Origin of the sequence: Rhodoferax sp. U11-2br (genome assembly GCF_018619435.1) — a bacterium.
GTDB lineage: Bacteria > Pseudomonadota > Gammaproteobacteria > Burkholderiales > Burkholderiaceae_C > Rhodoferax.
In genome coordinates this window covers 125,093-139,158 of the sequence record NZ_JAHFZF010000004.1, presented here as the reverse complement: position 1 = coordinate 139,158, position 14,066 = coordinate 125,093, and the positions used below count along the sequence as shown (strand labels likewise).

General features: G+C 60.5%; 18 protein-coding genes. 2 read left to right on the top strand and 16 right to left on the bottom strand.

The window, feature by feature from the left end; genetic code table 11:
- Positions 1-26: 26 nt before the first annotated feature.
- The 12 genes from KKO72_RS04265 to KKO72_RS04210 form a co-directional block, all read right to left on the bottom strand.
- Positions 27-1,040, bottom strand: coding sequence for a MucB/RseB C-terminal domain-containing protein (locus KKO72_RS04265; protein ID WP_214935770.1), 1,014 nt, complete (start codon positions 1,038-1,040; stop codon positions 27-29).
- Positions 1,037-1,651, bottom strand: a complete 615-nt coding sequence (locus KKO72_RS04260; protein WP_214935767.1) for a sigma-E factor negative regulatory protein — start codon at positions 1,649-1,651, stop codon at positions 1,037-1,039. Before KKO72_RS04260 ends, KKO72_RS04265 begins: the two co-directional genes overlap by 4 nt.
- 57 nt (positions 1,652-1,708) lie before the next feature.
- Positions 1,709-2,353, bottom strand: a complete 645-nt coding sequence (rpoE, locus tag KKO72_RS04255) for an RNA polymerase sigma factor RpoE (protein WP_214935765.1) — start codon at positions 2,351-2,353, stop codon at positions 1,709-1,711.
- Positions 2,350-2,805 (bottom strand): hypothetical protein, encoded by a 456-nt coding sequence (locus KKO72_RS04250; RefSeq protein ID WP_214935763.1) that lies wholly within the window; start codon positions 2,803-2,805, stop codon positions 2,350-2,352. Before KKO72_RS04250 ends, rpoE begins: the two co-directional genes overlap by 4 nt.
- Before the next feature lie 43 nt (positions 2,806-2,848).
- Positions 2,849-4,096 (bottom strand): beta-ketoacyl-ACP synthase II, encoded by a 1,248-nt coding sequence (gene fabF / locus KKO72_RS04245; RefSeq protein WP_214935761.1) that lies wholly within the window; start codon positions 4,094-4,096, stop codon positions 2,849-2,851.
- Positions 4,097-4,235: 139 nt separating this feature from the next.
- On the bottom strand, positions 4,236-4,475 hold the full coding sequence (gene acpP / locus KKO72_RS04240) for an acyl carrier protein (RefSeq protein ID WP_078364073.1): 240 nt from the start codon (positions 4,473-4,475) through the stop codon (positions 4,236-4,238).
- 83 nt (positions 4,476-4,558) lie between these two features.
- Positions 4,559-5,308: a 3-oxoacyl-ACP reductase FabG gene (gene fabG / locus KKO72_RS04235; RefSeq protein WP_214935759.1), complete on the bottom strand. Its 750-nt coding sequence runs from the start codon at positions 5,306-5,308 to the stop codon at positions 4,559-4,561.
- 4 nt (positions 5,309-5,312) lie between these two features.
- Positions 5,313-6,269, bottom strand: a complete 957-nt coding sequence (gene fabD / locus KKO72_RS04230) for an ACP S-malonyltransferase (RefSeq protein ID WP_214935757.1) — start codon at positions 6,267-6,269, stop codon at positions 5,313-5,315.
- Between the two features lie 71 nt (positions 6,270-6,340).
- Entirely contained in the window at positions 6,341-7,318 is a 978-nt protein-coding gene (locus KKO72_RS04225; protein ID WP_214935755.1) for a beta-ketoacyl-ACP synthase III, read from the bottom strand.
- Positions 7,319-7,321: 3 nt separating this feature from the next.
- Positions 7,322-8,371 (bottom strand): phosphate acyltransferase PlsX, encoded by a 1,050-nt coding sequence (gene plsX / locus KKO72_RS04220; protein WP_214935753.1) that lies wholly within the window; start codon positions 8,369-8,371, stop codon positions 7,322-7,324.
- Between the two features lie 125 nt (positions 8,372-8,496).
- Entirely contained in the window at positions 8,497-8,679 is a 183-nt protein-coding gene (gene rpmF / locus KKO72_RS04215) for a 50S ribosomal protein L32 (RefSeq protein ID WP_078364078.1), read from the bottom strand.
- 126 nt (positions 8,680-8,805) lie between these two features.
- Complete coding sequence (locus KKO72_RS04210) at positions 8,806-9,342, bottom strand: DUF177 domain-containing protein (RefSeq protein WP_251140439.1); 537 nt, start codon at positions 9,340-9,342, stop codon at positions 8,806-8,808.
- Positions 9,343-9,371: 29 nt separating this feature from the next.
- Between KKO72_RS04210 and KKO72_RS04205 the strand changes: the two genes are divergently transcribed.
- Both KKO72_RS04205 and KKO72_RS04200 read left to right on the top strand, forming a co-directional pair.
- Positions 9,372-9,965 (top strand): Maf family nucleotide pyrophosphatase, encoded by a 594-nt coding sequence (locus tag KKO72_RS04205; protein WP_214935749.1) that lies wholly within the window; start codon positions 9,372-9,374, stop codon positions 9,963-9,965.
- A 2-nt stretch (positions 9,966-9,967) separates the two neighbouring features.
- Positions 9,968-10,738, top strand: a complete 771-nt coding sequence (locus KKO72_RS04200) for an SAM-dependent methyltransferase (protein ID WP_214935747.1) — start codon at positions 9,968-9,970, stop codon at positions 10,736-10,738.
- A gap of 60 nt (positions 10,739-10,798) precedes the next feature.
- On the opposite strand, the gene KKO72_RS04195 is transcribed toward KKO72_RS04200, so the two are convergent.
- The 4 genes from KKO72_RS04195 to KKO72_RS04180 are packed head-to-tail and all read right to left on the bottom strand — an operon-like array spanning position 10,799 to position 13,950.
- On the bottom strand, positions 10,799-11,854 hold the full coding sequence (locus tag KKO72_RS04195) for a S49 family peptidase (RefSeq protein WP_371736814.1): 1,056 nt from the start codon (positions 11,852-11,854) through the stop codon (positions 10,799-10,801).
- Positions 11,851-12,219 carry a Rieske 2Fe-2S domain-containing protein gene (locus tag KKO72_RS04190; protein WP_214935892.1) on the bottom strand — a complete coding sequence of 123 codons (369 nt, stop codon included), beginning with the start codon at positions 12,217-12,219 and terminating at the stop codon, positions 11,851-11,853. Before KKO72_RS04190 ends, KKO72_RS04195 begins: the two co-directional genes overlap by 4 nt.
- 30 nt (positions 12,220-12,249) lie before the next feature.
- Complete coding sequence (locus tag KKO72_RS04185) at positions 12,250-12,909, bottom strand: HAD family hydrolase (RefSeq protein ID WP_214935745.1); 660 nt, start codon at positions 12,907-12,909, stop codon at positions 12,250-12,252.
- A gap of 6 nt (positions 12,910-12,915) precedes the next feature.
- A complete protein-coding gene (locus KKO72_RS04180; RefSeq protein WP_214935743.1) occupies positions 12,916-13,950 on the bottom strand; it encodes an RluA family pseudouridine synthase in 1,035 nt (344 codons plus the stop codon).
- Positions 13,951-14,066: the final 116 nt, after the last annotated feature.

The window sequence follows — 14,066 nt, the reverse complement described above, 5'->3', positions numbered from 1 at the left end:
TAACAAAACAACAACATATCTGGGGTTCAGCGCTTTTTTTCAAAGGCTTGCATCAAGCGGTCCAAGGTCTGCGCCGGTACCTCGCCCACCGCCGTCATACACCACGGCCCGACCTGGCGCACGCGCAGGCTGGTGGCCCCCAGCGACAGCGGATGGGCCGACAACATGCGCGCATGGCGGTTGGACTCAAACGGCTCCACAAACAGGGACACCGAGGCCAGACCGTCGGAATAAACACATTGCAAGGCACTGCGCCCAGGCGCAGCAGCCCCCTCACCACGCCGGTAACAACGCATCGGCGCAAAGCCGGGGACGGCGGTACCAAGCTCCCAGCCCTCCTCTTGCGCCGTGGTCTTGAACAGATGCGGGCTGACCACCTGGTAACCCTGGGTGTTGTCCATCAAGGCCTTGAGCTTGGCCATGCTCACCGGCGCCTCGAGCTGCAGCTCTGAAAAAGCCGCCTGTTCCAGCACCTTGCCGCCGGTGTCCAGGGTTTGTAACTTGAGCATCAGGCCAGTTTTTTGCTCGGTCCAGATCTGGTAGCCAAAACGCAGCCCATCCACCGGCAGCAACTGCACAATGTCCGCCTCCAGCCCGGCCACACGGCCCTGGCCGATGCTGCGCAGCCGGTAATAACGGGGCACCGAGGCATCGGCTTTTTTCAGCAGATTGGGAAACAAGCCCAGTGCCTCGCGGGTTTCATGCACCACAGTGCGGTTTGCGGGCAAAAAGGTCACCACCTCGTCATTGCGCCGAAAGGTGGTGCGCGCCGTGCCTGTGAGCGACTCGACCCGCTCCATCTGGCGTTCACCGTCCCCCACATGCCAGATGCGCGCGCTCGACATGTCACTGCCAGCGGTGACCACAAAGGTGCCGACGTAAGCGCGGTTGCGCGGTGCCTCATGCAGGCGCATCAGCCAGCGCTCGATGTCCGCGCCAGGGGCCTCGGCGGGTGGCGCAAGCGTAGCAGGTTGCGCCGCCAGCCCGAACTGGGCCAGCGCCACCAGCAAGCCAACAGCAGCCCCGCGCCAAGGTCTCAACGTTTGTCCTCGCTGAAAGTGGCATTGCGCAGAAAACCCGCTGGCATCTGCAAGGCGGTGGCACCGCCGACCTGGCGATGTGCCGCCAACAAGGCATCGAGCTGCGGGTCGCGGATCATGAGCGGCGAGCCACCATCGGCACTGACCAGCGCTTGCGGTGCCCCCCTGGTCGCTGGTGCGGCAGATTGCTGCGCCAGCGTCGCCTCGGTTGGTTGGCCCGGTCCCATCCAAACCAGCCCCTGCCAGGCCAGCAGCCCCACGACGGCCACCGAGGCCAAACCGGCAACACGCCGCCACCAGGGATCGTTGGCCGCTTCTTTTAAGACTTTTTGGCCTTCCGCCCTTATTGATAAAGGGCTTACAGCTACTGATTCAGGAGTTTCTTCGGCGAGCCGCAAGCGCAAGCGCGCCAGAAAAGCCGGGTCGTGCGCTTGCAAAGGCTCGCCAGAGGCGCGCATCGCCTGGCCCACGAGATGGTAGGTATCCCAGGTGTCATCGACCGAGACATCGTTGGCGAACGCATCCAGCGCGCGCGCCACATCTTCACCCTCCAGCGCCCCATCCATCAGGGCGGACAGCCTTTCGCTGTTGTGTTGCGTGTGATCAGACATGAGGTACCTCGCCCCTGTTTTGTTCAAACCGTTCCAACTGCTTCATGTTCACACCCCTTACCAACGTTTACCGGTCTGCCGCTCAAGCAGCGGACGCACCTTGGCAGAAATGGCCTCACGCGCCCGGAAAATCCGCGAACGCACGGTGCCAATCGGACACGCCATCAGTTGGGCAATGTCTTCGTAAGTCAAACCATCCATCTCCCGCAAACTGATGGCCTGACGCAAATCGTCCGGCAACTCGGCCAGCGCCTGGCTCACCGCCTGGCCAATTTCCTTGGCCGCCAACACCGACTCCGGTGTCTCGTCTGTGCTTGGTTCGTTTTTGGGCCGGAAAGTTTCATCCTCATCGTCTTTGGGCGCCAGCGCGCTGTCCGAGACGGTGGGGTCTCTCTTCAATTCGAGCAGAAATTTCTTGGCCGTGTTGACCGCAATGCGATAGAGCCAGGTGTAGAACTGGGCATCACCACGGAACTGGTGCAAGGCCCGGTAAGCACGGATGAAGGTTTCCTGGGCAATGTCTTCGACCAGGTCCACATCACGCACCATGCGGCCAATCAGCCGCTCCACCCGGCGCTGGTATTTGATGACCAGCAACTCAAACGCCCGCTGGTCACCGGCCTGCGCGCGCTCAACCAGCACCACATCACTGTCGGGCTCGCGTGGCATGGCAGTGTCTGGCGTCGGTGTGTTGACGGTCATGGTGCCACCCAGTCGGCATCAGCAGTCGGCTGTGCGGGCTGGCGCGCAAACACCGCACGCCGACAGGGTCGCCAGCGCGCAGGTGCGGCCGAGCGTTCTAGCCAGACCCACTGCGTGGCCGCGTCCTGGGCGCGCAATTGCATCAGTATCAGGTGTTGCAGGTCCAGCGTCACCCGCAGGGTCACGGGGTGCGACAGATCCCCCAGCGTCCAGATCCATTGCTGGCCGTCCCAGGTGAGTGTGCCGTTGGACGTGTGCCGCCAGGACCACAGGGCCAGCACCAGGCTGCTCAACCAAAGCAAGCCACCCAGCAGATGCCCAAGCCTGGGTGTGTCGGTATTCACCGCCCAGGCCAGCAGCACGCAGGCACCCAAACCATGAAGCCCAGCCAGCACAGCGCCGTAGAAAGACGAACGCCCCACCGGGTAGCTGACCGCTGGGGCGCTGTGCATCAGGAAAAAAGGCTGAAAGAGGCGAATCCCGCAGTCAGTGGGATCAAGCAGCGCGCTTGAACACCAACGAGCCGTTGGTGCCACCAAAACCAAAGTTGTTCTTGATGGCCACGTCGATCTTCATGTCGCGCGCCGTGTTGGCGCAGTAGTCCAGGTCGCAATCCGGGTCCTGGTTGAAGATGTTCATGGTCGGCGGGCTCTTCTGGTGGTGCAGCGCCAGCACGGTCACCACCGATTCCAGACCACCCGCACCACCCAACAAATGGCCAGTCATCGACTTGGTGGAATTGACCACCACCTTCTTGGCGTGATCACCCAGAGCGGCCTTGATGGCGTTGGACTCGTTGGTATCGCCCAGCGGGGTCGAGGTGCCGTGGGCATTGACGTAGTTGACCTGGTCGGCGTTGACACCGGCGTTCTGCATGGCCATCAGCATGGCACGGCGCGGGCCGTCCATGTTGGGGGCGGTCATGTGACCGGCATCGCCACTCATGCCAAAACCGGCGAGTTCAGCGTAAATCTTGGCGCCACGGGCCTTGGCGTGTTCGTATTCTTCGAGCACCATCACACCAGCGCCCTCTCCCAGCACAAAACCGTCACGGTCACGGTCCCAGGGGCGTGAGGCGGTAGCAGGGTCGTCGTTGCGGGTGCTCAAAGCACGCATCGCGGCAAAACCACCCACACCCAACGGCGAAATGGTGGCCTCGGCACCACCGGCGACCACCACATCGGCGTCACCGTACTCGATCATGCGTCCGGCCTGACCAATGCAGTGCAGACCGGTGGTGCAGGCTGTGACGATGGCCAAATTCGGCCCCTTGAAGCCGCAGCGGATCGACACATGACCGGCGATCATGTTGACGATGGTGGAAGGCACAAAAAACGGCGAAATACGACGCGCACCGCGCTGCATGTACTCCGCGTGCATGCCCTCGATCATCGGCAGACCACCAATGCCCGAGCCAATGACGCAGCCAATGCGCGTGGCGAGTTCTTCACTCAAGGCATCACCCCGGGGCAGACCCGCATCAGCGACGGCTTGCTCGGCGGCGGCAATACCAAAGTGGATGAAGGTGTCCATGGTGCGCGCTTCCTTGGCGCTCATGTAGGCTTCAATGTCAAACCCTTTGACCTCGGCTGCGATCTTGCAGCTGAAAGTGGAAGCGTCAAACTTGGTGATCAGGCCCACGCCCGATTGACCAGCCAGCAGATTCGCCCAAGTGGTGTCGACCGTGTTTCCAACGGGACTGACACAACCGAGACCGGTGACAACTACGCGACGACGGGACATAAGAATAAGCAGTCAGTGGTTCGTCTGTAAAAAGCCTGATGCCTTGCGCAGGCATCAGGCTGTGAAATGGTGACGCTGCCCGGTGGTGTCAAACACCCCTGCAGCGAAGCGGCACCCTGGGGCGCCGCGCTTGGGTTCATTACGCTTTTTTGTGCGTTGTGGCGTAATCCACAGCGTTTTGCACCGTGGTGATCTTTTCAGCATCTTCGTCAGGGATTTCAATGCCAAACTCGTCTTCGAGCGCCATCACCAACTCCACGGTGTCGAGCGAGTCGGCACCCAGATCAGCCACAAAGGCTTTTTCATTGGTCACTTGTGACTCTTCCACACCGAGTTGTTCGGCAATGATTTTTTTAACGCGTGCTTCAATATCGCTCATGAGTTCCCTCAAAGGGTTGTAAAAAGATCCGTCATTTTAACCGGACGGATATGTCGGCTGGATGGCTTCTGTTTATACACCGATCACGCCATGAACATGCCACCATTGACATGCAATTCCTGGCCAGTGACATACGCTGCCTGGGGAGACGCCAGATAAGCCACCGCATGGGCAATGTCTGCTGGCTTACCCAGGTGGCCCAAGGGGATCTGCCCCATCAGGGCTTTGTGCTGTTCTTCGGGCAGACCCGCAGTCATGTCAGTTTCGATGAACCCCGGGGCGATGCAATTGACCGTGATGTTGCGCGAACCCAACTCACGCGCCAGCGCACGGGTCATACCCGCCACACCGGCCTTGGCAGCGGCGTAATTGGCCTGACCCGGGTTGCCGGAGGCCCCCACCACCGAGGTGATGCTGATGATGCGGCCATAACGCTGCTTCATCATGGTCCGCATGACGGCTCTGCTCATCCTAAACACCGCTTTGAGATTGGTGTCGAGCACCGCATCCCATTCCTCGTCTTTCATGCGCATGGTCAGGTTGTCGCGGGTGATCCCCGCGTTGTTGACCAGAATCTGCAAGCCACCGTGGGTTTTGACGATTTCGTCGATCAGGGCATCCACGCCGGGCGCATCGTTGACATTGAGGGTTTTGCCACTGCAGCCATCAAACGCTGCCAGGGTCTGGCTGATTTTGGCGGCGCCGTCGTCGGTGGTGGCGGTGCCAATCACCTTGAGGCCTTGCTGGGCCAGTTGCAGTGCAATCGCCGCGCCAATGCCGCGCGAGGCGCCGGTGACCAGGGCCACCTGGCCTTGAAAAGTAGGTTCACTCATGAATTCATGCTTCCAAAAGACTTGTTTTGACGTCCGCCAGAGAGGCGGCATCGAACAACGCCAGACCCGCCAGGTCGGGCGCAATACGTTTGGCCATACCAGCCAAGACCTTGCCAGGGCCACATTCGACCAAAGTGGACAAACCACGGGCTTGCAGGGCCAGCACCACTTCGACCCAGCGCACCGGGCCAAACGCCTGGCGCATCAACGCGTCGCGGATACGTTGTGGGTCGGACTCCACCGCTACGTCGATGTTGTTGATGACCGGGATCTGCGGCGCCGCAAATGCAACGGTGTCGAGCTGGTCCTTGAGTTTCAAGGCCGCTGGTTGCATCAGGCTGGAGTGGAAAGGCGCCGACACCGGCAGCAACAAGGCACGCTTGGCACCCTGAGCCTTGAGCGCCACACAGGCCTGGTCCACCGCAGCCTTGGAACCGGCAATCACGGTCTGGCCCGGGTCGTTGAAATTGACAGCCTCCACAACTTCTGTGGCATTCTGGCCAAAAGACCCCGTCACCTCTGCACAGATAGCGATCACTTTAGAAGCATCCATACCCAGGATGGCCGCCATGGCGCCCACACCCACAGGCACGGCTTCCTGCATCGCCTGGGCACGAAAACGCACCAGCGGCGCGGCTTGCGACAGGGTCAGCACCCCCGAGGCCACCAGCGCGGAATATTCACCCAGTGAATGCCCGGCCACCGCAGCAGGCGCCACACCCACTTCAGCCATCCAGACGCGGTAGGCAGCCACACCCGCCACCAGCATCACCGGCTGGGTGTTGGTGGTGAGCGCCAGCGCCTCCTTGGGGCCTTCCTTGATCAACTGGCCAACATCTTCATGCAGGGCGTCCGAGGCCTCGGCCACGGCAGCCAGCACCTGCGGATGATCAGCCCAGCCGTCCAGCATGCCGACCGACTGCGAGCCCTGACCCGGAAATACAAAAGCAAATGGTTTCATAAATGTCACGGAAAAGTTTCAAAGATATATGACAAATCTGCCTCAAGCCCTTATTTAAAAAGGACCGATAGCTACAACTTTAAAAGCACCGAGCCCCAGGTGAATCCACCGCCCACCCCTTCGAGCAGTACCGTCTGACCGGGCTTGATCTGCCCCGCGCGCACGGCGGTATCGAGTGCCAGCGGGATCGACGCGGCCGAGGTGTTGCCATGCTGGTCCACCGTGACCACCACCTTGTCCAGCGACAATTTGAGCTTGCGTGCGGTGCTCTGCATGATGCGGATATTGGCCTGATGTGGCACCAGCCAGTCGATGTCGGCCTCTGTTTTGCCTGCCTTGGTCAGCACCGCGCGGGCAGTCTGGTCCAACACATTCACGGCGAGTTTAAAAACTGCCTGGCCATCCATACGCAACAGCGGCAAACCCTGTATTTGCCCACCCGAGACATGCCCCGGCACACACAGAATATCGGTGTATTTGCCGTCAGCATGGATGTCGGTGGCCAGAATGCCCGCCTCGCTACCCGCCTCCAGCACCACCGCACCCGCGCCATCGCCAAACAACACGCAGGTGGTGCGATCCTTGAAATCCAGGATCCGGGAAAACACTTCGGAGCCCACCACCAACGCCTTGGTCGCCGCGCCAGACTTGAGCAAAGCATCCGCCACCGTCAGCGCATAAATAAAACCACTGCACACCGCCTGCACATCAAATGCGGCACCGCCATGGGCTCCCAATTTGCCCTGCAGGATGGTGGCGGTCGACGGAAACACCATGTCCGGCGTTGAGGTCGCCACGATGATCAGGTCGATGTCCTGGGCCTGACGGCCTGCTGCCTCCAGTGCCCGCTGACAGGCCAACAAGGCCATGTCGCTGCAGCTCATCTCAGGGTCAATAAAGTGCCGGGCACGGATCCCGGTGCGCTCGACAATCCATTCATCACTGGACTCGATGCCCTGTGTGGCCAACTGCGCGACCAGGTCGGCATTGGTCAGGCGATTCGGTGGCAGATAACTGCCGGTGCCGGTAATACGTGCGTAAGTGTTCATAAATCAAACCAATACAGCGGCTTCAGTCGGCAAACGTGCTTCAACTGGCGCCAACAGGGGCGCAGCGTGCGCAATACGCACCCGGACCCGCTCCAACAAATCGTTGCGGGCCGCATCATACGCCCGCGTCAAGGCATAACCAAACGCCAGATCGTCGGCTGAACCATGGCTCTTAAACACCAGGCCACGCAAACCCAACAAGGCGCCGCCGTTGTAACGACGATGGTCCATGCGCTTTTTAAGCGCCGATATCACCGGATAAGCAATCAACGCCGCTGCTTTTGTGAAGATATTGCGAGAAAACTCTTTGCGCAAAAAGTCCACGATCATCCCGGCCAGGCCTTCGCTGGCCTTGAGGGCCACATTGCCCACAAAACCGTCACACACCACAATGTCAGCCGTGCCCTTGAAAATATCATTGCCTTCGACATTGCCATAGAAATTGAGATCACCGGTCTGAGAGGCGATGCGCAGCAACTCACCGGTTTTTTTGATGACTTCGTTGCCCTTGATGGCTTCCTCGCCAATGTTGAGCAAACCCACTGTGGGGTTTTCGTTGCCACTGAGCACCGACACCAGGGCCGAACCCATCACCGCAAACTGCACCAAGTGCTCAGCAGTGCAATCCACATTGGCCCCCATGTCCAGCACCGTGGTGCCCAAGCCCTTGGCATTGGGAATTTGACCGGCGATGGCGGGGCGATCAATGCCATCCAGGGTTTTCAGGACATAACGCGAGATCGCCATCAAGGCGCCGGTGTTGCCCGCCGACACCACGGCCTGGGCCGCACCGTCTTTCACCTGGGTGATGGCCACCCGCATGGATGAGTCTTTTTTGCGGCGCAGCGCCACCTCCAGCGGGTCGTCCATGGTGACCACCTCGCTGGCCAGCACCACAGTGGCACGCGGATGGTTGTAGCCACGCAAACTCTCAGGCAAACCGACCATGATCAAGGCCGCATCAGGATGTGTTTCCAGAAAGCGGCTACAGGCGGGCAAAGTGACACGGGGGCCGTGGTCACCTCCCATGCAGTCAACAGCAATAGTGATCATGGATAGCTAAAGCCAGCAAGCTTCAAAAAAACAGCGAAAAACAAACAACAAAACCAAATCACAAATGCAAAGGCCCGAGGCTACACACAAAGGTAGCCTCGGGCCTGGATGCGTTTAAATCGGGTTTAGGCCTCAGATTTGGTCTTGAGCACCTTGCGACCACGGTAAAAACCGGTGGGGCTGATGTGGTGACGCAGGTGAATTTCACCGGTGGTGGATTCGACAGCAATGCCGGGCACCACGAGGGCGTTGTGTGAACGGTGCATACCGCGCTTGGAAGGTGACTTCTTGTTTTGTTGGACGGCCATGTTCCGCTCCTTCAGACTGTAAGCCGCCTTTAAGAAGGCAACTTTGGGTTATTGAGATACACGCAGTTCATCTGCGCAAAAGCTGTAGAGTATAACCGATCATGAGCCATTCGGCTAGCCAGGCATTTATGCCTTGCCTTTGAGCTGTGCCAGCACCGCAAACGGGTTGGGCTTCTCAACGGGCGCCTCAAAGTCATCGTCTACCGCGAGCATCTTGACATTGACGGGACAGGTCTCGTGGCGCGGTACCAGGGGCAAAGCCATCAGCACCTCGTCTTCCACCAGCGTCGCCAGGTCAAACTCACGGCTGATCACCAGCAGGTCTTCTTCACACTCGTCGTCCTGCTGCTCGGCCACAGCTTCGGTTTCGACAAAACGGAACTCACGATTCACCTGCAAGGCCACATCCACCGGACCCAGGCAACGCTGGCAAATCTGGGGCATGGTGGTGACCACCGTCAAGTGCAGCCAGTTGGTCGGCTGCCCGGCAGGATCGGGGCGCACCTCGACCCGCGCCGTCCAATCAAGTGAGTTTTCGGCCGCTAGCCCTTGTGTTTCCTGCATCAGGCGCTCATAACTTAATAACACATCATGGCCTTCCATGAGCAGCTGGGAGGCTGCGGCATGCCGGACGTCAAATTTGGGGGGGTGCTTGTGTTCCATCATGGGAGGCAGTGTAAGAGAATCGCGGCATGAGCTCTTTACCCCCACGCCCCCTCATCCTTGCCTCCACCTCGGTCTACCGCCGCCAGTTGCTCGAACGTTTGCGTTTGCCCTTCAGCGTGGTGGCCTCACAGGTCGATGAAACCCCGCTGCCCGGCGAAACCCCACCAGACATCGCCTGCCGCCTCGCGCTGGCCAAGGCGCGATCGGTCGCCCAAGCCCACCCGACGGCGGTGGTGATCGGCTCCGACCAGGTGGCCGACCTGGATGGCCAAGCACTTGGCAAACCCGGCAACCACGCCCGCGCCGTCGCCCAGCTGCAGACCATGCGCGGCAACACCGTGGTGTTTCAGACCGCCGTGGCGGTGGTCTGCCTGGAAACGGGTTTTGCCCAAACCGAACTGGCGCGGGTCAAGGTGCGCTTTCGCGCGCTGACGGACGCGCAAATTGAAGCGTATCTGCTGGCTGAAACCCCTTACGACTGCGCCGGCAGCGCCAAAAGCGAGGGCTTGGGCATTGCCCTGCTGGAACGCATCGACAACGACGACCCCACCGCGCTGATTGGCCTGCCGCTGATACGCACCTGCCAGCTGATTCAAGCTGCTGGTATCCAGGTGCTGTGATCATGGAGGCGACAACCACCCCAGGCACCTTGTATCTGGTGCCCGCGCCACTCGACTTTGGCTGTGACGACAGCACCGATTTACAAGCCAGCCTGCCGCTGGGCACCCTGCAAACGGCCGCTAGCCTGCGCCACTGGGTCTGTGAAAACGCCAAGTCGGCGCGCGCCTACCTCAAACGCATCCACGAAATCACCCCGCTGTGCTGCAGCATCCAGGAGATGCAGCTGGTGGAGTTGCCGCGCGAGGTACACAAAAAAGGCGACCACCACGGCAATTTCGACGCGCGCGGCCTGTTACAGCCCGCGCTGGATGGCCAGGCGATCGGCCTGATCAGCGAAGCGGGTATGCCCGCCGTGGCCGATCCGGGCTCGTCGGTGGTACGTGCCGCGCACGACCTCGGCATCGCGGTGGTGCCACTGGTCGGGCCGGTGTCGCTGCTGCTGGCCTTGGCTGCCAGCGGGCTCAACGGCCAGAGTTTTGCGTTTGTGGGTTATTTGCCGCAGGACCCGTCGGAACGCGCCACACGCATCCGTGAACTCGAGGCCCTGGCTTTGCGCAGCGGGCAGACTCAGCTGTTCATCGAGACGCCCTACCGCAACCAGGCCATGCTGCAGTCCTTGCTGCAAAATTTGCAGCACAACACCCGCTTGGCAATTGGGTCCGGGCTGACTTTGCCACGTGCCCAACTGGTGAGCGACACGATCAAAGGCTGGAAGAAAAAAACCAGTCCGCTCAACAACAGCACACCGGCAGTGTTTGCGATTGGTCGTTAAGCAGCTCTGGCCAGAGCCAGCGGGCAAGTCCCGCTGCCGCCAGCTCGGCGGCAACGAGGATTAACGCAGCGCAGCCGAGGACTGGGTGGCCTGCACCACCGCAGCGCCCAGCGCCGCGCCAAAACGCTTGACCAGGCGCTCAGCGACGTTGTCACGGCGGGTGTAGTCGATGATCTCCTCGGCCTTCACCACCTCACGCGCCACATAGTCGATGCTGCCAAGCTGGTCAGCCAGCCCCAGCTCGATGGCTTGCTGGCCGCTCCAGAACAGGCCGCTGAAGGTGTCGGCATCTTCCTTGAGCCGGGTGCCGCGCCCGGTTTTGACAGCGGTGATGAACTGCTGGTGGATCTGGTTGAGCATGGCCTGGGCGTACTCACGCTGGCGCTCGGTCTGCGGGCTGAAGGGGTCCAGAAAACCCTTGTTCTCCCCCGCCGTCATCAGGCGCCGCTCTACACCGAGCTTCTCCATCAGGCCGGTGAAACCAAAACCGTCCATCAGCACACCAATGCTGCCAACGATGCTGGCCTTGTCCACATAGATCTTGTCCGCCGCCACCGCGATGTAATACGCCGCCGAAGCACAAGACTCCTCCACCACCGCGTACACTGGCTTGTTGTGCAACACCTTGAGACGGCGGATTTCATCGTTGACGATGCCTGCCTGCACCGGGCTGCCACCCGGGGAGTTGATCAACAGCACCACCGCCTGCGCGCCGGCATCCTCAAAAGCCGCGCGCACCGAGGACAGGATCAGCTCGGCGCTGGCCTCGTTACCTGAGGCAATTTCACCCTTGATGTCCACCACGGCGGTGTGGGGTGTGGTCACATTTTTGGTGGTGTTGCTCTGGTCAAAACCGAACCAGGCCACCGCGATCAGAAACACCAGCCAGGCCAGACGCACAAAATTGCGCCAGCGCCGCGCCAGGCGTTGCTCGTGCAGCGACGCAAACGCCAGCTTCTCCAGCGTGGCCCGCTCCCAACCGATGGCTTCGGGCTCGCCAGACACTTTGTTTTGTGTAGCACCAGGCCCTTTATCTGCTTGGGTTTGTGCGGTATTTGGCATGTATTCCGGCACAGGTGAGGCACCTGGCTTGTCCGAATCAGCTGGATCTGTCATAAGGCTTGGTTAGGTTGTAGTTTGTCGGAAGTATGCCAGTGCACCCTGCCCGCTTCTTCGCTGACCGCAATTTTGACCAGGCCACCACGGCAACGGCCCATCACACACTGGCCGGTCTGGGGCGAATACATGGCCCCGTGGGTGGCACACATCAGCCAGTGGCCGGTGCTGTCAAAAAACTGGTTGGGCTGGTAATCCATCTCCATCGGCACATGGGTACAACGGTTTATGTAAGCGTAAACCCTGCCAGCGTAGCGCACGGCAAACGCCGCGACACTTTCCGAGTAATAACGCACCTCAAACGGCACCGCCTCACAGCTGTCCACCAAGTCGGACGATGGGCATAAATACACCGACTCAGACATCGGGTTCATGCAAGCATGGCACGCGCCATCTCAGCCATGGGCCAACAACCAGTCACGCATCTGGGGCACGCTGTGCGCCACAAACAAAGGCTGCAAGGCGCCAAACACCGCATGGTCATGCGCACCATAACTTACCGCCAGGCTAGGACAACCGGCGTTGAGCGCCATTTGCAAATCATGAGTGGTGTCACCCACCATCAGGGTGCGCTCGGGTGGTACATCAAACTCCGCCATCAGCTCGTTGAGCATCAGGGGATCGGGTTTGCCTGCCGTCTGGTCGGCGGTGCGTGAGGCATCAAACACACCCGCCAAGTCCGCGCTGCTCAGTGCCTCATCCAGGCCGCGGCGGCTTTTGCCGGTGGCCACCACCAGCAGGTGGCCGCGCGCTTTGAGCTCGGCCAGCAGCGGCAACACCCCGTCAAACAGGCTGATCTCATGCTGGATGGCAAAGTAATGGTGGCGGTAGCGGTCACCCAGCTTGGGGTAAAGCGCTTCGGGCACGTCGGGCGCGGCATGGGCCAGCGCCTGCATCAGGCCCATGCCAATCACATACGAGGCTTCTTCAAACGTGGGCTCCTTGCCGCCCACATCGCGCACCGCCGCCTGGATGCAGCGGGCAATGATGGCGGTGGAGTCAAACAGGGTGCCGTCCCAGTCGAAGGCAATCAGGTCAAAGTTGCGTGGGGTCATGAGGGGTCAATCAGGGCGCTGCGCCAGTACAGCGGCGGAAAAAAAGGCCAGTTCGGGCGGCAAGTCTGCCAGCAATTCAATCGGTTCGCCGCTGGCGGGGTGATGTAACTGCAAACGCCAGGCATGTAAAAACATGCGCTTGAGCTGGTGTTGTGCGCTGGCGCGGGCCAGCTGTTTGTTGTGCTCAAAGTCACCGTACTTGTCGTCACCCAGGATCGGGAAACCTTCGCTGGCCAGGTGCACCCGGATCTGGTGGGTGCGTCCGGTCTTAATCGTCACTTCGAGCAGTGAGTAGTCGGCGCTGCTCGCACGTATTTTCACCAGCGTGACCGAGGGCATACCGTCCGGGTCATCGCGCGACACCACCTTGACACGGCGCTCACCCGCTTGTGCCTCGTTGCCATCGAGCAGGTACTTGTGCAAGGGTTTGTCCAGCACCTTCAACTTGGCGGGCCACTGCCCACACACCATCGCCAAGTAGGTCTTGCCGGTCTGGCGCGTGCGGAACTGGTCTTGCAGCTGTTTGAGCGCGCTGCGTTTTTTGGCCACCAGCAAAATGCCACTGGTTTCGCGGTCCAGCCGGTGCACCAGCTCCAGGAATTTGGCCTGCGGGCGCGCCATACGCAACTGCTCGATCACCCCAAAACTCACACCCGAGCCGCCATGCACCGCCACACCGGCGGGTTTGTTGATGGCGATCAGGTGATCGTCTTCGAGCAGCACCGGAAAATCGCGCGCCGGTGCGCCATGCGCCACCTGCTGGGCCATCGCTTGTTCTTTTTCAGCCACCCGCTCGGAGATGCGCACCGGCGGCACCCGCAGCATGTCCCCGGTTGAGAGTCGGGTATCGGCACTGACGCGACCCTTGTTGACACGCACCTCACCACTGCGAATGAGTCGGTAGATGTGGGTCTTGGGCACGCCTTTGAGGTGGCGGATCAGGAAGTTGTCGACCCGTTGGCCCGACGCGTCTTCGTCGATACAAAGGGTTTCCACTTTGGGGGCAGGCGGAGCAGGTTTGCCCCCTATAATGACTTTCACTGGCGATGTGCTGTAAGTGGTTGATTTAACAGAAAGTTAATTCGTTGGATGGTGAAGTTTAGTTCACACACCTCCTGCCTCGCCAGAAAAGTCGGTACCGCCTGACATCCAGGCTG